We start from the raw sequence: 17,554 nt of genomic DNA on the forward strand, positions 1-17,554 counted from the left end.
AGTAAAGATGAGAGAAGCAGTAATTGTAGCTGGCGCAAGAACACCAGTCGGGAAAGCAAAAAAAGGATCTTTAAAAACTGTTCGTCCTGATGATATGGGGGCATTGTGTGTCAAAGAAACATTAAAGCGTGCCGGTGATTACGATGGGGCAATTGATGACCTAATTATTGGGTGTGCGACACCAGAAGCAGAGCAAGGGTTAAATGTTGCTCGGAATATTGGGGCATTAGCAGGACTGCCTTATACTGTACCCGCCATCACCATTAATCGCTACTGTTCTTCTGGTCTTCAGTCGATTGCTTACGCAGGTGAGCGCATTATGCTGGGGCAGGCAGAAACCATTTTAGCAGGCGGGGTTGAATCAATGTCTCAAGTACCTATGATGGGACATTCGATTCGTCCGAATGCCCTATTGGCAGAACAAGCACCGGAATACTACATGAGTATGGGGCACACAGCGGAGCAGGTTGCACAAAAGTATCAGGTTACACGACAGGATCAAGATGCATTTGCAGTGAGAAGTCATCAAAAGGCAGCAAAGGCATTGCAAGAAGGGAAGTTTTCAGACGAAATTGTTCCTGTTGATGTCACGGAAAGACGGATTGGAGAGCAATATCAACTAGAAGAAAAGCAATTCACCTTTTCGCAGGATGAAGGCGTAAGACCTGGGACAACGGAGGAAATCCTTTCGACATTGCGTCCTGCTTTCTCAACAAAAGGAACGGTCACAGCAGGCAACTCTTCACAAACAAGTGATGGTGCGGCATGTGTCATGTTGATGGACCGTGAAAAGGCATCCTCTCTATCTCTTCAGCCGCTTGCTAAATTTAAAGCGTTTGCTGTTGGCGGTGTACCGCCTGAAGTCATGGGAATCGGTCCGGTTGAAGCCATTCCCCGTGTATTAAAAATAGCCGGTCTTGAGCTAAAGGACATTGGTCTGTTTGAATTAAATGAAGCCTTTGCATCTCAGGCGATTCAAGTCATTCGGCATTTAGGAATAGACGAAGAGAAGGTGAACGTTAATGGTGGTGCGATTGCTTTAGGCCATCCGCTTGGCTGTACAGGAACCAAACTGACGTTATCACTCATTCATGAAATGAAAAGACGGAACGAACAATTTGGTATTGTCACGATGTGTATCGGCGGAGGAATGGGAGCAGCAGGCATTTTTGAATTGATTTAAAGGGGGAGAAACAAGATGAAAGCGATGGAAGATGTAAAAAAGGGTGGCAGTTTTTTAATTGATGAGACGAATTATGAGCATATTTTCACACCAGAGGATTTTTCTGATGAACATTTGATGATTGGAAAAACAACAGAAGATTACATTTTACAAGATGTTGTGCCGTATATTGATCAAATTGAGAATCATGAATTCGAGCATTCTGTTAGGCTCTTAAAAAAGGCAGGAGAACTTGGGCTGCTTGGTGCCGACGTTCCTGAGGAGTTTGGGGGACTCGGTTTAGATAAGATCAGTTCTGCCATCATTACTGAAAAATTCGCAAGAGCAGGCAGTTTCTCTCTTTCCTATGGCGCTCATGTCGGAATCGGTTCTCTGCCTATCGTCTTGTTCGGTAATCAAACACAAAAGGAAACTTACTTGCCGAAACTCGCCTCCGGAGAGACCATTGCGGCATATGCTTTAACGGAACCAGGATCAGGCTCTGACGCACTAGGAGCGAAAACAACAGCGGTACTGAATGAAGCTGGAACGCATTATGTATTAAATGGAGAAAAGCAGTGGATCACGAACTCCGCATTTGCAGATGTCTTTGTGGTCTATGCAAAAATTGACGGTGAATATTTCTCTGCTTTTATCGTAGAAAAGGATTTTCCGGGTGTCAAAACAGGACCTGAGGAGAAAAAGATGGGCATTAAAGGATCATCTACAAGAACACTAATCCTTGAAGATGCGCAAGTACCAAAGGAGAATTTACTTGGTGAAGTAGGCAGAGGGCATGTGATTGCCTTTAACATTTTGAATATCGGCCGTTATAAACTGGCTGTCGGTACAATCGGTGCATCAAAACGAGTCATTCAATTATCTGCCGAATATGCAAACCAGCGTAAGCAATTCAAAACGCCGATTTCTCAATTTAGCTTAATTGGTGAAAAAGTAGCCAACATGTCGGCGAAGCTGTACGCAATGGAAAGTGCCGTTTACCGCACCGTTGGATTATTCGAACAGCGGATGGGTTTATTAAGTGATGAAGAGCAAAAGGATGGTAAGCAAATTGCGCAATCCATTGCGGAGTATGCAATCGAATGCTCACTTTGTAAAGTGCTTGGCTCTGAAACATTAGATTATATTGTGGATGAAGGCGTACAAATTCACGGCGGTTATGGTTTTATGCAAGAATATGAAGTCGAGAGAGCATATCGTGACTCACGAATTAACCGAATATTTGAAGGGACAAACGAAATCAACCGTTTGCTTGTGCCAGGCACTTTTTTGAAGAAGGCAATGAAAGGTGAACTGCCGCTCCTTCAAAAAGCGCAAACATTACAGGAAGAGCTCATGATGATGATGCCAGAAGAGCCAGGCGATCAGCCGCTTGATCAGGAGAAATATTTACTTGCACATGCGAAAAAGATTGCCCTCATGGTTGCAGGCATGGCAGCGATGAAATATGGGAAAGCACTAGAGCGTGAGCAGGAGATTCTAGTGAATATTGCCGATATTGTCAATGGCATTTTTGCCGCTGAATCTGCCATCCTTCGTACGGAAAAAGCAATTGCCACAACAGGCGTAGAGAAGAACGCACAAAAACTCGCTTACACACAAATTTTCACACAGGAAGCCTTTTTAGAAATTGAAGCACATGCAAAAGAATCATTAATCGCCATGGAGGAAGGAGATTCACTCCGCATGAGCCTGTCAGCCCTTCGTAAGCTGACAAGATTCACACCAATCAATGTCATTGCGACGAAGCGTCAAGTAGCTAAACGTATCTTTGAAGCCGAGAAATATATCGTATAAGCAACAAATCGAAAGGTGTGGATGCGCATGTCCGCACCTTTTTGTAAGCATACATTTAGGTTTTTAAAATGGTTTATGATAAAATGTTGTCACAATTTGCAGGGGGTGAAAATGGTGGCTTTAGATTTTTATGAATATCCATCTTGCGGCACATGCCGAAAAGCAAAAAAGTGGCTTGAAGATCACAACAAAGAAATCAATAGCATACATATCGTCGAAGAGACGCCGGATAAAGAAACACTCAAAGCTCTTTATCAAAAAAGCGGTTTGGAGCTAAAGAAATTCTTTAATACAAGCGGACAGAAATACCGAGAGCTGCAGCTTAAGGATCAACTTCCTGCAATGTCAGAGGACGATCAACTTGAATTGCTTGCATCAAATGGTATGCTGATTAAGCGTCCAATTACAACAGACGGCAAACGAGTGACAGTTGGATTTAATGAAGATACATTTAAAAGCGTCTGGAAATGATGTAACTTTCATTCAGATTGTGGTATCTTCAATATAAACGCAAAAAAGACTGGAGGGATATTGAAATGAGCATACCAAAAGATTTACGTTATTCCGAAGAACATGAATGGGTCAAAGTAGAAGGAGATAAGGTGCGTATCGGTATTACGGATTTTGCTCAATCCGAGCTAGGCGATATCGTGTTCGTTGAGCTTCCTGAAGTAGGAGACAAATTGACAGCGGACGAGCCTTTCGGAAGTGTAGAATCAGTCAAAACTGTTTCTGAACTTTACGCACCAATTAACGGAACAATCGTTGAAGTAAACAATGAGCTAGATGACAGCCCAGAATTCGTGAACGAATCTCCATACGAGAAAGCATGGATGATCGTTGTAGAACCAGCGGATGCCTCTGAAATCGAGGACTTAATGACTGCTGAGCAATATGAGGAAATGACAAAAGAAGACTAATTCATGAGAAATTGGACACTCTACCTTTATGGGGGGTGTCCAATTTGTCTTTTCAAAAAGAACAGGTGGATATAACAAAACATGTAACTGGTCGATTCAAAGAAAATGGCATGGTGCTTTATCATCAAAATGAAGAGATTGGAAAGATGATTAGTGAAAATCAATATGAGTTGAAACCTGGCTATTCCTATGATCAGAATCGGTTTTATCGCTTGTCTGATACATTAACACACGGGACGGAAAAATACGTTGACTGTGATGATGAAAATGGCTGGTGCTAATCGTTTAATCAGACTGCAGCGAGAGAATGCTGCAGTCTTTTTGATGAACAAGTGTCTCATCTTTACAACCTTACCCAAAGGTTGTAATCTAATGAAGAAGTGAATCAACGTCAAAAGGGCCGGGTGATCATGATGAAACATGAGAATGTAGAAAAGGTCATCATTGTAGAAGGTAAATCAGACAAACAAAAACTAAAAGAAGTCATAAGTGAGCCTGTTACCATTATTTGCACCAATGGCACCATCAGTACATCGAAGCTGGATCAGCTAGTGGACGATCTATTAGGGAAAGACGTTTACATATTAGCAGACAGTGACGATGCTGGCGATAAACTGCGGAAGCAATTCCGAAAAGAGTTCCCTGAAGCACTTCATCTTTTTGTAGACAAAATGTACCGCGAAGTTGCCGCTTCACCAACAGCCCATATTGCATCTGTCTTATTAGCTGCAAACATTGATGTTCATTCGAAATATTTGTGAGGGTGGGCGTACTATGAAAGAGATTGAGGAGCACGAATTGAAGGAGATAAAGGACGATTTATTTCTTTTGTATTTATATACACCGTTTTGTGGAACGTGCCAGCTTGCGAAGAAAATGCTGATAGTTGTAGATACCATGCAGCCAGATGTTCCATTTTACGAGAATAATTTAAATTATTCACCTAGTTTAGCGAAAGGATTTGAAATAGAAAGTGTTCCATGCTTTTTATTGTTTAAAGACGGCAAGATCGTTCAAAAAGGCTATGCCTTTCATTCTGTTCCATATCTTCATGAAATGATTGAAACCGCTAAATAAAGCGGTTTTTTGTCATGTTTCAAGCCATTCAATTGAAAATTTGTCGAGTTATTTATAAAGGACAAGCCAACGTTTGTAGAGAAATGTTATGTATAACCAAATGACAGGGAGGTTATACATGTGGAAAAAACCAAAGCCCATGGAAACACAAAACAGCGATTTTTACTAAAACCGCTGCTCTCATCATCATCCTTGAAGATTACATTTGAAGCGGAAGCAGATTCTTGTACATTGATTGTGGATGAACGTGGTGAAGTCAAGAAACTACCTGCAATTGAGTTATCGGATCTCACTTTTTATGGTGAGAGAAAGGAAATTCTTCAATTATTAGATGGAAATCTATCTTTACAGCAATTAATTAGTCGTGGGCAAGTAAAGGTGAAAGGCTCATTCCGAGCACTTCTTAGATTAGAGGCGGTGCTTTGGCTAACGAACGGTTTTTTTAGGAAAATGATCACTTAGTCGTTTACTTGGAAATTAGCGATTTACAGCGTTGACATATCTCGGGTAGCATGATATCCTACGTTAGTAAAAACATGAACATCACATAAAACAACATATTTTCTCTTATTAAGAGAGGTGGAGGGACGTGCCCTATGAAACCCGGCAACCGTCAGCATAGCTGAAATTGGTGCCAATTCACTCAAAGCCGCAACGCTTTGAAAGATGAGAGAAAGGCGTATTTGAAATAAAAGGCCTTTCTGCTTGTGTTGCAGTTAGGTCTTTTTTACTGACCTAGAGTCATGAGGGAAGAACGAAGAACGTATGTGATGGCACGCTACAGATTCAGCAAGAAAGCAGGTGATCAGGCTATGATCCAATTACAGAATGTATCAAAAACGTACCACTCAAAAAACGGAAATGTTGACGCAGTGAAAAACGTCAACTTGGAGATTGATAAAGGTGAAATATTCGGAATTATCGGGTATAGCGGCGCAGGGAAAAGCTCCCTGATTAGGCTACTAAACGGTCTAGAGTTGCCAACAGAAGGAATAATTGAAGTGGCAGGCAACCGGATTAATGAAATATCGAGCGCTAAACTTCGCAAGGCAAGACAGGAAATCAGCATGATTTTCCAGCACTTTAACCTACTATGGTCGAGAACTGTACGACAAAATATTATGTTCCCGCTTGAAATTGCAGGTGTACCGACTTCAAAACGGAGAGCTCGTGCAGATGAACTGATTAAATTGGTCGGCTTAGAAGGAAAAGAAAATGTCTATCCATCGCAACTTAGCGGCGGACAAAAGCAGCGCGTAGGGATTGCTCGAGCACTAGCAAATAACCCAAAGGTTCTTCTTTGTGATGAAGCAACGTCTGCTCTTGATCCACAAACGACAGACTCTATTCTTGAGCTTTTGGCAGATATCAATCAACGATTAGGTTTAACCATTGTGCTAATTACACACGAAATGCATGTCATCCGTAAAATTTGTCATCGTGTGGCGGTCATGGAAAATGGACGTATCGTCGAAGAGGGCGAGGTATTACGCGTCTTTAGACAGCCGAAGGAAGAAATGACGAAACGATTTGTGAAACAGCTTGTTGAGCCGGAGGAAGCTAAGGAAACGATTGAGCACATCTTAGAGCGGATGAAAGAAGGGAAGGTTGTTCGTTTGTCCTTTATCGGCGATTCTGCCGAGCAGCCGCTCATTACTGAAATCATTCGATCATTCCAAGTCGATGTGAACATCCTCCAGGGGAAAATTACTCAAACGCAGGAAGGTGCGTTTGGAACACTCTTTATCCACATCAATGGAGTAGAGACTGAAGTGGAAAAAGCCATCGCCTATATTCAAAGCAAACAGGTCGAAATTGAGGTGATGACACATGTTTGAGAAATGGTTCCCGAATGTTGACCTTGAAGTCATTTGGAATGCGACGGGTGAAACGGTGTATATGACGCTTATTTCACTTGCATTTGCTTTTGTCATCGGCATCATCCTAGGGCTATTGCTCTATCTGACTAGTAAAGGCGGTTTATGGGAAAATAAACCGATCAATGCAGTTATCGGGGCAATCGTCAACATTTTTAGATCGATTCCTTTTATCATTTTAATCATTCTTTTATTAGGGTTTACAAAATTCTTAATGCATACCATTTTAGGTCCAAATGCAGCCCTGCCCGCCCTTGTCATTGGATCTGCACCTTTCTATGCACGTCTTGTTGAAATTGCACTTCGTGAGGTAGACAAAGGTGTGATTGAAGCGGCAAGATCAATGGGCGCAAAGACATCAACGATTATTTTTAAAGTCTTGCTGCCAGAATCATTGCCAGCCCTGATTTCAGGAATTACTGTCACAGCAATTGCTTTAATTGGTTCTACTGCAATTGCAGGTGCAATTGGGGCAGGCGGACTTGGTGACCTCGCCTATGTGGAAGGGTACCAATCTGGAAATACAGATGTCACACTTGTTGCCACTGTTTTTATCCTAATCATCGTCTTTATTATTCAGATAATCGGTGATTTGATAACCAATAAAATTGATAAACGTTAAGGGAGGATTTATTCATGAAGAAATTGATTTTAAGTGCACTATTTCTAGGATTTGCAGGCATTTTAGCTGCATGCGGTTCATCTAATAACGCAAGCGAAAGCAAAACCATCACGGTTGCTGCATCAAAAACACCACATGCTGAAATTCTTGAGGAAGCAAAACCACTTTTAAAAGAAAAAGGCTATGACCTAAAAATAAAAGTGCTTAGCGATTATAAAATGTACAATAAAGCTTTAGCTGAAAAAGAAGTGGATGCGAACTTTTTCCAACATATTCCTTACTTAAACGAAGAAAACAAATCAAACAAAGATTATAACCTAGTGAGTGCAGGTGCTATTCACCTTGAGCCTTTCGGTATCTACTCTAAGAAATACAAATCAGTCAAAGATATTCCAAACGGCGGCACGATCATCATGACAAACAACGTGGCTGAGCAAGGTCGTATGCTTGCCCTACTTCAAAATGCTGGCGTGATCAAGCTTGATTCAAAGGTTGATACAATCAACGCAACATTGAAAGACATTAAAGAAAACCCAAAGAACTTGAAATTCAAAAAAATCGCTCCTGAACTCACAGCGAAAGCTTATGAAAACAGTGAAGGAGACGCAGTCTTTATCAACGTAAACTATGCAATTCAAAATCATTTGAATCCGAAGAAAGATGCAATTGAACTTGAGCAAACAAAGAACAACCCTTACGCAAACATTGTAGCTGTTCGTAAAGGTGACGAAAAATCAGAGAAAATCAAGACTTTAATGGAAGTGCTTCACTCTAACAAAATTAAAGAATTCATCGAAAAAAAATATGATGGTGCAGTCTTACCTGTATCTGAATAATATGCTCGAAAACCTTGCTTGAATGAAAGCGAGGTTTTTTTGTGTATTTTTTTAAATCTCGCTCATAATAAAGACGTACAAATGACCTGAAGGGATTGAATCAATGTGAACGAACAGCATATGAACGGAACCATGCAACAATCACTAACCGATTATAAAACCGCAATGGGTGAATTTCAGAAGAAAATGCCGGTGTTTGGCAAGAAATTCAATGAATTTACGGAGCAATGCTTTCAAAGCGGTTCTTTGACGCAAAAAGAGAAACAAATGATTGCCCTTGGCATTAGCATTCATGCACAAGATGAATATTGTATGATTTATCATACAAAGGGGGCGCTTGATCAAGGAGCTACAGAAGAGAATGTATTGGAAGTCGTCAGTGTAGCAGCAGCGTTCGGCGGGGGAGCGGCACTCAGCCAAGGGATCACTGTTGTTCAGCAATGTATTGATGAATTTGGCGGACAGACGCATTAATAGAAGGAAAACACGGTATTTTTCCATATGGGAGAGATGAGTGATTCTCTTGCCAGTGTGTGAGTAAATATGCCAACATAAAGCGTCATATCCCTTTTGAGTGAAGTGCCATTGATTTGATAAAATAGAACTACACTAAAAGAAGGAGATGGTTTATTATCGGTTCGGACCAGAGTATACTGGGATTGGATTATACCGCCGAGATGGAAAAGGCCATGCACAAATCTCATGGCATGAGCTATGCAGAGTACGAAAGAAACCATGACTTACGGATGAAAGTAGAATATAAACGAGAGCAGTCCTATCGAGACGAGAAAAGGCAGCTCGCAAAAATGAATATACAGGGCTATTGATAGCTAAGGGGCGGGGAGATCACTCTCCGCTTTTTCTTTTTATGAGAACAGTCTTTTCGACATAAATTCTTTTATCCATCTGCATTTTTTGTTAGAATTTTGAGGGCATCCTCTTACGCTTGTCGTGAATGTGTTGTATTCACTTTTAATTTGTTATAAAATTAGAATGAGAATAAATTGAGAATAATGATTATTTTGGAGGTATCGATATATGACTGCTTCGACATTAACAATTAAGGACTTGCACGTTGAGATTGAAGGGAAAGAAATCTTAAAGGGTGTAAATCTCGAGATAAAAGGTGGAGAATTCCACGCAGTAATGGGACCAAACGGTACAGGTAAATCAACTTTATCTGCTGCAATTATGGGTCACCCGAAATATGAAGTCACAAAGGGTAGCATTTTGCTTGACGGCGAAGATGTACTTGAAATGGAAGTAGATGAGCGCGCAAAAGCAGGTCTTTTCCTTGCAATGCAATACCCATCTGAAATCAGCGGCGTCACAAATGCGGACTTTCTTCGTTCTGCCATCAATGCTCGCAGAGAAGAAGGTGATGAGATCTCACTGATGAAATTCATCCGCAAAATGGATGAAAACATGGAGTTTCTAGAAATGGACCCTGATATGGCACAGCGCTACCTAAATGAAGGTTTCTCAGGCGGTGAGAAAAAACGTAATGAAATTCTTCAATTAATGATGATTGAACCAAAGATCGCCATCCTAGACGAAATCGATTCTGGTCTTGATATCGATGCCTTAAAAGTTGTCTCTAAAGGGATTAATAAAATGCGCGGAGAAAACTTCGGTTGCTTAATAATCACGCACTATCAACGTCTTTTGAACTACATTACACCAGATAAGGTTCACGTGATGATGCAAGGACGTATCGTGAAATCTGGCGGACCAGAGCTTGCACATCGTCTAGAAGCAGAAGGCTATGACTGGATTAAAAAAGAATTAGGTATTGAAGACGAGACTGTTGGTCAAGAAGCGTAAGCGATAGGAGGATTATTGATGACATTAGAAACGAAATTATCTGTAGATCAAGATTATGTCAAAAGCTTCTCCGAGAAGCATCAGGAACCGGCATGGATGAGCTCCCTTCGCTTACAGGCTCTTGAAAAAGCAGAAGATCTCCCAATGCCAAAGCCTGATAAAACGAATATATCAAATTGGAATTTAACAAACTTTAAACAGCATACAGTCGAAAATGTGCCATTTAGATCATTAGAAGAGCTTCCAGAAGAAGTGAAATTGTTGATTGACCTCGAGGATACAGACAAGACATTATACATTCAGCGTGACCAAACGCCGGCTTACTTGTCGCTTTCCACTGAAGCGAAGGACAAAGGTGTCATCTTTACTGACATCCATACGGCCATTCGTGAACATGCTGATTTGGTTGAACAATATTTTATGAAAGATGCTGTAAAAGTCGACGAGCACAAGCTGACAGCCTTGCATGCTGCTTTAGTTAACGGCGGAGCTTTCCTTTACGTTCCGAAACATGTTGAGCTTGAAGCACCAATCCAAGCGGTTTATCTTCATGAAAAAGAAGAAACAACCCTATTCAACCATGTCATTGTGGTAGCAGATGATCATAGTGCTGTGACATATGTAGAAAACTACATCAGTACAGCAAAGCCAGAGGAAGCAATATTTAACATTGTCTCTGAAGTGTTTACAGGAGCGAATGCTCGGGTGACATACGGTGCAGTAGATAATCTTGCTGAAGGTGTCACGGTATACGTGAATAGGCGCGGAATGGCAAACGGCCGTGATAGTAAAATCGAATGGGCACTTGGCCTGATGAATGATGGAGACACAGTGTCTGAAAACATCACAAAGCTGATGGGAGACGGCACAATCGGTGATACGAAATCTGTTGTAGTTGGTCGAGGTAAACAGACAGAAAACTTCACAACAAGTATCATTCACTTCGGTAAAAACTCTGAAGGATATATCTTGAAGCATGGTGTGATGAAGGACCAAGCATCCTCTATTTTTAACGGAATTGGCAAAATCGAGCATGGTGCGACAAAGTCAAATGCAGAGCAGGAATCACGTGTACTTATGCTTAGTGAAAAAGCACGCGGAGATGCAAACCCAATTCTATTAATTGATGAAGATGATGTCACAGCAGGACACGCAGCCTCTGTTGGTCGTGTCGACCCAACTCAGCTTTATTACCTCATGAGCCGCGGGATTTCCAAAGAAGATGCAGAAAGACTTGTGATTTATGGATTCTTAAATCCAGTTGTAAAAGAACTGCCGATTGAAGGAGTTAAAAAGCAACTCATTTCTGTAATTGAAAGGAAAGTCAAATGATGAATATCAAAGACGTTCGTGAGCAATTTCCAATTCTTCATCAGCAAGTGAACGGGCATGATTTGGTGTATTTGGACAGTGCGGCTACTTCTCAAAAGCCAAGAGTTGTGATTGATGCATTGAATGAGTATTACCGGTCTTATAACTCGAACGTCCATAGAGGTGTTCATACCCTTGGCACGAAAGCAACGGATGCATACGAGGGTGCAAGAGAAAAAGTTCGTGCATTCATACGTGCTTCCTCTGTCCAAGAAATCATTTTTACAAGAGGAGCAACAACGGCACTTAATACGGTTGCGATGAGTTATGCAAGAGCGAACCTTAAAGAAGGCGATGAGATTGTGATAACGCATATGGAGCATCATGCGAATATCATCCCTTGGCAGCAGGCAGCGAAAGCAACGGGCGCAACATTAAAATATATTCCATTACAGGAAGACGGTACGTTATCACTTGAAGATGTGAAACAAACGATCACACATCATACGAAAATCGTGGCTGTCACACATGTCTCAAACGTATTAGGAACCATTAACCCGATTAAAGAAATCGCCAAAATCGCTCACGATCATGGGGCGATCATAGTGGTGGATGGTGCTCAAAGCACACCGCACATGCAAATCAATGTTCAAGAGCTAGATTGCGACTTTTTCGCTTTTTCTGGGCATAAAATGTGTGGACCGACGGGAATTGGTGTGCTTTATGGGAAGAAAGATCTTTTGAATAATATGGAGCCTGCCGAGTTTGGTGGTGAAATGATCGACTTTGTGGATCTGTACGATTCCACTTGGAAAGAGCTTCCGTGGAAATTTGAAGCGGGTACGCCGATCATCGCAGGAGCAGTTGGACTTGGAAAAGCGATTGATTTCTTAAATGAGATCGGTATGGACGAGATAAGCCGTTATGAGCAACAGCTTGCGTCTTATGCGCTTGAGCGCTTTAAGGAACTAGACGGTGCGGTTGTGTATGGTCCGGAGCATCGAGCTGGACTTGTGACGTTTAACTTAGATGACGTTCATCCGCATGATGCGTCAACTGTACTTGATTCGGAAGGTGTGGCCATTCGTGCTGGTCATCACTGTGCACAGCCGCTCATGAAATGGCTTGGCGTATCAGCGACTGCAAGAGCGAGCTTCTATATTTACAATACAGAAGAAGAGATTGACGAGCTCATTGCAGCGCTCCGTAAGACAAAGGAGTATTTTACGAATGTCTTTTAATGTAAACTTAGATACACTGTACAGACAAGTGATTATGGATCATTATAAAAATCCGAGAAACAAAGGTGTGCTAAACGACAGCATTGTAGTTGATATGAACAACCCGACATGTGGTGATCGCATTCGTTTAACAATGAAAATTGAAGATCAGCAGGTCAAGGATGCGAAATTTGAGGGGGAAGGATGCTCGATTTCAATGGCATCTGCCTCGATGATGACGCAGGCGATAAAAGGGAAAGATATTGCAACAGCCTTAAAAATGTCTCGGATTTTTTCAGATATGATGCAAGGTAAAGAATACGACGATTCCATTGATCTTGGCGACATTGAGGCGCTGCAAGGAGTAGCGAAATTCCCAGCACGCATCAAATGTGCAACATTATCATGGAAGGCGCTTGAAAAAGGCGCATCTGCCGAAGATAACGGCAAATCATAAGATTGGAGTGAAAATGGATGGCTAAAAAAATGCCAGATGTTGGTGAATATAAGTATGGCTTTTCTGATAAAGACGTTTCCATTTTCCGTTCAGAGCGCGGACTGACAAAAGAAATCGTTGAAGAAATTTCTCGTATGAAGGAAGAGCCTCAGTGGATGCTCGACTTTCGCTTGAAATCTCTTGAACACTTTTATAACATGCCGATGCCGCAATGGGGCGGAGACTTACATGCATTAAACTTTGATGAAATCACCTATTACGTTAAACCATCAGAACGTTCAGAGCGTTCTTGGGATGAAGTGCCTGAAGAAATTAAACAAACTTTTGATAAGCTTGGGATTCCAGAAGCAGAGCAAAAGTATTTAGCAGGTGTATCTGCTCAGTACGAATCTGAAGTTGTGTATCACAACATGAAGCAAGACCTTGAAGATCAAGGAATTGTATTCAAAGATACAGACAGTGCATTAAAAGAGAACGAAGACATCTTCCGCGAGCACTGGGCAAAGGTCATTCCGCCGACTGACAACAAATTTGCTGCGCTGAACTCGGCTGTATGGTCTGGTGGTTCATTTATCTACGTACCAAAAGGCGTAAAAGTAGACACTCCACTTCAAGCATACTTCCGTATCAATTCTGAAAACATGGGGCAGTTCGAGCGTACGCTGATCATCGTTGACGAAGGTGCACATGTGCATTATGTAGAAGGTTGCACAGCACCAGTTTATACAACAAACTCACTTCACAGTGCAGTTGTTGAAATCATTGTTAAAAAAGGCGGCTACTGTCGTTATACAACGATTCAAAACTGGGCAAACAACGTCTTCAACCTTGTAACAAAACGGACGGTTTGTGAAGAGAACGCAACAATGGAATGGATTGATGGAAACATCGGTTCTAAGCTGACAATGAAATACCCTGCTGTCATCTTAAAAGGTGAAGGCGCACGTGGTATGACATTAAGTATTGCCCTAGCAGGTAAAGGTCAGCACCAAGATGCAGGAGCAAAAATGATTCACCTTGCACCAAACACATCTTCTACGATCGTGTCGAAATCGATTTCGAAACAAGGTGGTAAAGTTACGTACCGCGGAATCGTACACTTCGGACGCAAAGCAGACGGTGCACGCTCAAACATCGAGTGTGACACACTCATTATGGATAACAAATCAACCTCTGATACGATTCCTTACAATGAAATCTTGAATGACAACATTTCATTAGAGCACGAAGCAAAAGTATCAAAAGTATCAGAAGAACAACTTTTCTACTTGATGAGCCGTGGTATTTCCGAAGAAGAAGCAACAGAAATGATCGTCATGGGTTTCATCGAGCCATTTACAAAAGAACTACCAATGGAATACGCCGTTGAAATGAATCGTTTGATTAAGTTTGAGATGGAAGGTAGTATAGGTTAACCGTTGATATACTGGGGATTAAAGGTGTTTAGGCATTACATTTTTATTAAGCACCCACAAAACACCCACAAAACACCCACAAAATTTAATTATTGAACATACCGCAGATACATTTCCATTGCTTGGTCCTCAATTTTTTTGGTGACATGGAGATACTTATCTGCGGTTGTTTTTATACTAGAATGCCCTAACCGTTCTGATACATATTTAATATTCACGCCAACTTCTAAAAGGTGTACAGCATGGCTATGTCTTAAAGCATGTGGAGACAGAACGGGAAGGTTTGCCCTTTTACAGACTTCTTTGAAATACTCTCTCACAACATTTGTTTTTAACCATTTTCCCTCATGCTGAAAGAAGACAATGTTATTCTCGGGCTGAACATAATTAGTGTACATTAAAACTACTTCATGTCTGTTTACTCTGTGTTTTTTAATAATGATACTGTGTGATCATCAATTTTTATTGTTCTGTAACTAGATTGTGTTTTGGGGAGCAAGACGCTGATGTTATCGGCTTCCTTTATCGTGATGGTGAAACAAAAATCGTTACACATGACAATAAAGTAACTCGTGTTAACTTCAACGAAGGCGAGTTATTCAAATAAATAAAACCGTTCTACCGGAAGGCCGGGGGACACTGATCATGACAGCAAAGCGCTGTGTGATTGGTGTCCCTTTTTTTATTTTCAGAAAAGGGGAGATTTATATGCAAAAACTAACAGCGGAAGAATTACAGGATCTTAGAAAATTAGAAAGATGGTGTTACGACACAATGAATTACGCACGGATTTCACCTACTTTATTGACTAAGTTACTAAACGGTTACAACCCGAAACAGGATAACTAGAAATTAAGGAGAGGAATGAAATGAAAACGTTGAGAGCTGCTTTTCTAAAAGCGGGTTATAAATCTATGCCAATGAAAAGAACTGACATTCCCAAGAACGAATGTGCCCGAAATCGTGCGCAGGTGATTTCAGATGAAGAGATAAAAGATCTCATGGGTATTTACCGCCCAATATATAAAAGAGGGCGTGGAGAGGCGTTTAAAAGCAAATAAAAAGGGGACATGGTTGATGTTAGGTGAACCACCTGTAATAGATAAAAAAGAAACTAGAAAAAGAGTTGAAAGTATTCTCGACAACTATCGTTTGTATCTTCTTCAAGTCCCAGATGATATGCTACCAAAGGTAACGGCTGGGTTTAGTATCGTGCCGCCCGCCACTACCAACGCTTTCCGCTCATCAACAGAAAGCACAGCCATTAAGCGGATTGAATGGGAACAGAAACGAAATGCCTTTCTTGAGAAGGTGCAAAGAGCGGTCAATCGTCTTCCGTATAACGAGAGACAGATCATTATAAAACGTTACATGCAGCAAGAACCTGTTTTCGATTACCAGGTTTATAATGAAATCGGCATGAGCGAAAGATCGTATACAAGGTTAAAAGCAAGGACTTTCCTAGACCTGGTTTACGCTCTCAATGAAGTTGTATATAAAGCACCCGTTTAGAGGTGTTTTTTTGTTCGACAAATTTTGCAAATGTTTAAAATTAGATAAAATGTGTCGATATATTATCGGGGTGATAATATGACGAGGACTTTTGGAGAAGCTAAAAATACTAACATCTACTTAGAAAATCGATATGGGAAAATCTATGATTTAACGTTTGATGGTGATAAGAAGTTACAAAAATCTATTATTTTAGATCACGATAAAGATGAATTAAAAAGGATGTTAAAAAATACTGAAGCTGCAATTAATGTAGCGAAAGATACTGAAGCACTGTACATTCAACCATATTCTATTATTTTGGTTATGATAACCGTTATAATGTCTGTTGGTATGACAATGATATCAACATTAACATCATTGTTGAATAATATTTTTGGAAGATATTTGGACAGTAAAGGTAGTAAAGATATTGATTTCTCTCAATTATTCGATTCAATGGCAGGATTTAAACCAGTAATGCAATATGCTTTATGGATAGCTATTGTGCCTTTTATTGTTTTAATTATTTTTTGGCTTGTTACTTCAAAAAGAACTAAGGCGAATGTTGAAAAAAGGTATACGGTCTTTGTTTTATTGAATGAGTGCTTAGAAAATTATGATTATGAAAAGAAGCAACAAGCAAAACTAGAATCTAAAAAAGATGATAATAGAGTCTGATTTTCAAAATGTAAGGGCTTCTAATGAAGTGGTCTTTTTCAGAGAAAGGGGGGAATATTTTGAATTTTTTAGAACACCTTGATTTTCCAACTGTTAATGATTGGAATGATTTGTTTAAGGACAAGAAGAAGTCTTTTGATAGAATAATATTAAGAGGAACCACAGAAGAGCAGAACATCTTTGAATTTATGCTGAGGCTTGAACTCGAGAGTTGGATAAATTTATTTAATAACCGAGTACACGATTTACAAATGAATTATGTAATGCTCAAGTTTTTTTATAGGAAGGGTATTCCAGATGACGTGTGGAATATTTCGCCGGGTTCAGAAGGTCAATCTGTGGAATATTTTCCGAATTTCAAAGAGGAGCATTATTCTTATCATTATTGGTTTGGAAGTTATGTCAAAGGTTACTATACAGAGTTTATTGGTATAGTAGATACTATATATCATTTAATAAATATAAAATTCAGGTATGATTTAGAACCAGGTATGCATTTTAATAAGGAAGTAATTAGAAAATTGTACGATGATGATAAAGAACTTTTTCACCAAATGAAAAGAATTAGAAAAAATGGTGTCTTTAAACAAGTGAACGATTATAGGAACAATTTAATACATAATTACTCACAGATGCAAGTTTCATCAGGGATCAGCAGAATTAATTTGCCTGATGGCGGCTTTAGAATAGAATATGGAGTTGGGGATTATACCAAAACAAAAGAATATTTTGAAAATATAGAAAGTAGTATTGATTTTCTAGCTTCCATTGTTGAAAAGATTAGAATAAAAATCACATGATCTTAGTAGCTCTTAAGCACCTTTTAAGGTGCTTTTTTTGTTG

General features: G+C 40.3%; 24 protein-coding genes and 1 riboswitch. Of the genes, 23 read left to right on the plus strand and 1 reads right to left on the minus strand.

Annotated elements, in window-relative coordinates:
* The first annotated feature begins 7 nt into the window (after positions 1-7).
* The 18 genes from ACIQCE_RS08070 to sufB all read left to right on the plus strand — a co-directional run bounded on the left by ACIQCE_RS08070 (position 8) and on the right by sufB (position 14,539).
* On the plus strand, positions 8-1,183 hold the full coding sequence (locus ACIQCE_RS08070) for an acetyl-CoA C-acetyltransferase (protein WP_353854613.1): 1,176 nt from the start codon (positions 8-10) through the stop codon (positions 1,181-1,183).
* 15 nt (positions 1,184-1,198) lie between these two features.
* Positions 1,199-2,980 carry an acyl-CoA dehydrogenase family protein gene (locus ACIQCE_RS08075; RefSeq protein ID WP_400494337.1) on the plus strand — a complete coding sequence of 594 codons (1,782 nt, stop codon included), beginning with the start codon at positions 1,199-1,201 and terminating at the stop codon, positions 2,978-2,980.
* Positions 2,981-3,094: 114 nt separating this feature from the next.
* Positions 3,095-3,451 carry an arsenate reductase family protein gene (locus ACIQCE_RS08080; protein ID WP_400494492.1) on the plus strand — a complete coding sequence of 119 codons (357 nt, stop codon included), beginning with the start codon at positions 3,095-3,097 and terminating at the stop codon, positions 3,449-3,451.
* 65 nt (positions 3,452-3,516) lie between these two features.
* Positions 3,517-3,900 (plus strand): glycine cleavage system protein GcvH, encoded by a 384-nt coding sequence (gene gcvH, locus ACIQCE_RS08085; RefSeq protein WP_400494338.1) that lies wholly within the window; start codon positions 3,517-3,519, stop codon positions 3,898-3,900.
* Between the two features lie 44 nt (positions 3,901-3,944).
* Entirely contained in the window at positions 3,945-4,181 is a 237-nt protein-coding gene (locus ACIQCE_RS08090; protein WP_400494339.1) for a YusG family protein, read from the plus strand.
* 129 nt (positions 4,182-4,310) lie between these two features.
* Positions 4,311-4,661 carry a toprim domain-containing protein gene (locus ACIQCE_RS08095; protein WP_353854617.1) on the plus strand — a complete coding sequence of 117 codons (351 nt, stop codon included), beginning with the start codon at positions 4,311-4,313 and terminating at the stop codon, positions 4,659-4,661.
* Positions 4,662-4,674: 13 nt separating this feature from the next.
* Positions 4,675-4,977 carry a thioredoxin family protein gene (locus ACIQCE_RS08100; RefSeq protein ID WP_400494340.1) on the plus strand — a complete coding sequence of 101 codons (303 nt, stop codon included), beginning with the start codon at positions 4,675-4,677 and terminating at the stop codon, positions 4,975-4,977.
* Between the two features lie 120 nt (positions 4,978-5,097).
* Complete coding sequence (locus tag ACIQCE_RS08105) at positions 5,098-5,439, plus strand: SCP2 sterol-binding domain-containing protein (RefSeq protein WP_353854619.1); 342 nt, start codon at positions 5,098-5,100, stop codon at positions 5,437-5,439.
* A gap of 102 nt (positions 5,440-5,541) precedes the next feature.
* Positions 5,542-5,650, plus strand: a riboswitch (SAM riboswitch).
* Positions 5,651-5,789: 139 nt separating this feature from the next.
* The gene (locus ACIQCE_RS08110) at positions 5,790-6,815 is read left to right on the plus strand and encodes a methionine ABC transporter ATP-binding protein (RefSeq protein ID WP_400494341.1); all 1,026 of its coding nucleotides are present in this window, start codon (positions 5,790-5,792) and stop codon (positions 6,813-6,815) included.
* Positions 6,808-7,476, plus strand: a complete 669-nt coding sequence (locus ACIQCE_RS08115) for a methionine ABC transporter permease (RefSeq protein ID WP_400494342.1) — start codon at positions 6,808-6,810, stop codon at positions 7,474-7,476. The genes ACIQCE_RS08110 and ACIQCE_RS08115 overlap by 8 nt, the downstream gene beginning before the upstream one ends.
* Positions 7,477-7,490: 14 nt before the next feature.
* Entirely contained in the window at positions 7,491-8,312 is an 822-nt protein-coding gene (gene metQ / locus ACIQCE_RS08120; protein ID WP_400494343.1) for a methionine ABC transporter substrate-binding lipoprotein MetQ, read from the plus strand.
* A 120-nt stretch (positions 8,313-8,432) separates the two neighbouring features.
* Positions 8,433-8,786 (plus strand): carboxymuconolactone decarboxylase family protein, encoded by a 354-nt coding sequence (locus ACIQCE_RS08125; RefSeq protein WP_400494493.1) that lies wholly within the window; start codon positions 8,433-8,435, stop codon positions 8,784-8,786.
* Between the two features lie 215 nt (positions 8,787-9,001).
* A complete protein-coding gene (locus tag ACIQCE_RS08130) occupies positions 9,002-9,139 on the plus strand; it encodes a YuzK family famiily protein (RefSeq protein WP_400494344.1) in 138 nt (45 codons plus the stop codon).
* 211 nt (positions 9,140-9,350) lie between these two features.
* Positions 9,351-10,136 carry a Fe-S cluster assembly ATPase SufC gene (gene sufC, locus ACIQCE_RS08135; protein WP_400494345.1) on the plus strand — a complete coding sequence of 262 codons (786 nt, stop codon included), beginning with the start codon at positions 9,351-9,353 and terminating at the stop codon, positions 10,134-10,136.
* An 18-nt stretch (positions 10,137-10,154) separates the two neighbouring features.
* A complete protein-coding gene (gene sufD / locus ACIQCE_RS08140) occupies positions 10,155-11,468 on the plus strand; it encodes a Fe-S cluster assembly protein SufD (protein ID WP_400494346.1) in 1,314 nt (437 codons plus the stop codon).
* On the plus strand, positions 11,468-12,688 hold the full coding sequence (locus ACIQCE_RS08145) for a cysteine desulfurase (RefSeq protein WP_400494347.1): 1,221 nt from the start codon (positions 11,468-11,470) through the stop codon (positions 12,686-12,688). Before sufD ends, ACIQCE_RS08145 begins: the two co-directional genes overlap by 1 nt.
* A complete protein-coding gene (gene sufU, locus ACIQCE_RS08150; protein ID WP_353854624.1) occupies positions 12,678-13,124 on the plus strand; it encodes a Fe-S cluster assembly sulfur transfer protein SufU in 447 nt (148 codons plus the stop codon). Before ACIQCE_RS08145 ends, sufU begins: the two co-directional genes overlap by 11 nt.
* Positions 13,125-13,141: 17 nt before the next feature.
* Complete coding sequence (gene sufB / locus ACIQCE_RS08155; RefSeq protein ID WP_353854625.1) at positions 13,142-14,539, plus strand: Fe-S cluster assembly protein SufB; 1,398 nt, start codon at positions 13,142-13,144, stop codon at positions 14,537-14,539.
* An 89-nt stretch (positions 14,540-14,628) separates the two neighbouring features.
* On the opposite strand, the gene ACIQCE_RS08160 is transcribed toward sufB, so the two are convergent.
* Positions 14,629-14,937 carry a tyrosine-type recombinase/integrase gene (locus ACIQCE_RS08160; protein ID WP_400494348.1) on the minus strand — a complete coding sequence of 103 codons (309 nt, stop codon included), beginning with the start codon at positions 14,935-14,937 and terminating at the stop codon, positions 14,629-14,631.
* A 247-nt stretch (positions 14,938-15,184) separates the two neighbouring features.
* Here ACIQCE_RS08160 and ACIQCE_RS08165 point away from each other — a divergent pair, with 247 nt between their 5' ends.
* From ACIQCE_RS08165 to ACIQCE_RS08185, 5 genes are all read left to right on the plus strand, one after another.
* The gene (locus ACIQCE_RS08165; RefSeq protein ID WP_400494349.1) at positions 15,185-15,388 is read left to right on the plus strand and encodes a hypothetical protein; all 204 of its coding nucleotides are present in this window, start codon (positions 15,185-15,187) and stop codon (positions 15,386-15,388) included.
* A 20-nt stretch (positions 15,389-15,408) separates the two neighbouring features.
* Positions 15,409-15,600 (plus strand): hypothetical protein, encoded by a 192-nt coding sequence (locus ACIQCE_RS08170; RefSeq protein ID WP_400494350.1) that lies wholly within the window; start codon positions 15,409-15,411, stop codon positions 15,598-15,600.
* Between the two features lie 16 nt (positions 15,601-15,616).
* Complete coding sequence (locus ACIQCE_RS08175) at positions 15,617-16,051, plus strand: ArpU family phage packaging/lysis transcriptional regulator (protein ID WP_400494351.1); 435 nt, start codon at positions 15,617-15,619, stop codon at positions 16,049-16,051.
* Positions 16,052-16,129: 78 nt separating this feature from the next.
* Positions 16,130-16,711 (plus strand): hypothetical protein, encoded by a 582-nt coding sequence (locus tag ACIQCE_RS08180; RefSeq protein ID WP_400494352.1) that lies wholly within the window; start codon positions 16,130-16,132, stop codon positions 16,709-16,711.
* A 59-nt stretch (positions 16,712-16,770) separates the two neighbouring features.
* Positions 16,771-17,511, plus strand: coding sequence for a Cthe_2314 family HEPN domain-containing protein (locus tag ACIQCE_RS08185; RefSeq protein ID WP_400494353.1), 741 nt, complete (start codon positions 16,771-16,773; stop codon positions 17,509-17,511).
* The last annotated feature ends 43 nt before the right edge of the window (positions 17,512-17,554 follow it).

The sequence above is a fragment of the Bacillus sp. NPDC093026 genome, from assembly GCF_044754665.1.
GTDB lineage: Bacteria > Bacillota > Bacilli > Bacillales > Bacillaceae > Bacillus > Bacillus maqinnsis.

Excerpts from the sequence above, each read along its gene's own strand:
- ACIQCE_RS08070 (WP_353854613.1), top strand. The coding sequence starts at position 8 with ATGAGAGAAGCAGTAATTGTAGCTGGCGCAAGAACACCAGTCGGGAAA.
- ACIQCE_RS08075 (WP_400494337.1), top strand. The coding sequence starts at position 1,199 with ATGAAAGCGATGGAAGATGTAAAAAAGGGTGGCAGTTTTTTAATTGAT.
- gcvH (WP_400494338.1), top strand. The coding sequence starts at position 3,517 with ATGAGCATACCAAAAGATTTACGTTATTCCGAAGAACATGAATGGGTC.
- ACIQCE_RS08095 (WP_353854617.1), top strand. The coding sequence starts at position 4,311 with ATGATGAAACATGAGAATGTAGAAAAGGTCATCATTGTAGAAGGTAAA.
- ACIQCE_RS08100 (WP_400494340.1), top strand. The coding sequence starts at position 4,675 with ATGAAAGAGATTGAGGAGCACGAATTGAAGGAGATAAAGGACGATTTA.
- ACIQCE_RS08110 (WP_400494341.1), top strand. The coding sequence starts at position 5,790 with ATGATCCAATTACAGAATGTATCAAAAACGTACCACTCAAAAAACGGA.
- ACIQCE_RS08115 (WP_400494342.1), top strand. The coding sequence starts at position 6,808 with ATGTTTGAGAAATGGTTCCCGAATGTTGACCTTGAAGTCATTTGGAAT.
- metQ (WP_400494343.1), top strand. The coding sequence starts at position 7,491 with ATGAAGAAATTGATTTTAAGTGCACTATTTCTAGGATTTGCAGGCATT.
- ACIQCE_RS08125 (WP_400494493.1), top strand. The coding sequence starts at position 8,433 with ATGAACGGAACCATGCAACAATCACTAACCGATTATAAAACCGCAATG.
- ACIQCE_RS08130 (WP_400494344.1), top strand. The coding sequence starts at position 9,002 with ATGCACAAATCTCATGGCATGAGCTATGCAGAGTACGAAAGAAACCAT.
- sufC (WP_400494345.1), top strand. The coding sequence starts at position 9,351 with ATGACTGCTTCGACATTAACAATTAAGGACTTGCACGTTGAGATTGAA.
- sufD (WP_400494346.1), top strand. The coding sequence starts at position 10,155 with ATGACATTAGAAACGAAATTATCTGTAGATCAAGATTATGTCAAAAGC.
- ACIQCE_RS08145 (WP_400494347.1), top strand. The coding sequence starts at position 11,468 with ATGAATATCAAAGACGTTCGTGAGCAATTTCCAATTCTTCATCAGCAA.
- sufU (WP_353854624.1), top strand. The coding sequence starts at position 12,678 with ATGTCTTTTAATGTAAACTTAGATACACTGTACAGACAAGTGATTATG.
- sufB (WP_353854625.1), top strand. The coding sequence starts at position 13,142 with ATGGCTAAAAAAATGCCAGATGTTGGTGAATATAAGTATGGCTTTTCT.
- ACIQCE_RS08160 (WP_400494348.1), bottom strand. The coding sequence starts at position 14,937 with ATGTACACTAATTATGTTCAGCCCGAGAATAACATTGTCTTCTTTCAG.
- ACIQCE_RS08165 (WP_400494349.1), top strand. The coding sequence starts at position 15,185 with ATGACAGCAAAGCGCTGTGTGATTGGTGTCCCTTTTTTTATTTTCAGA.
- ACIQCE_RS08170 (WP_400494350.1), top strand. The coding sequence starts at position 15,409 with ATGAAAACGTTGAGAGCTGCTTTTCTAAAAGCGGGTTATAAATCTATG.
- ACIQCE_RS08175 (WP_400494351.1), top strand. The coding sequence starts at position 15,617 with ATGTTAGGTGAACCACCTGTAATAGATAAAAAAGAAACTAGAAAAAGA.
- ACIQCE_RS08180 (WP_400494352.1), top strand. The coding sequence starts at position 16,130 with ATGACGAGGACTTTTGGAGAAGCTAAAAATACTAACATCTACTTAGAA.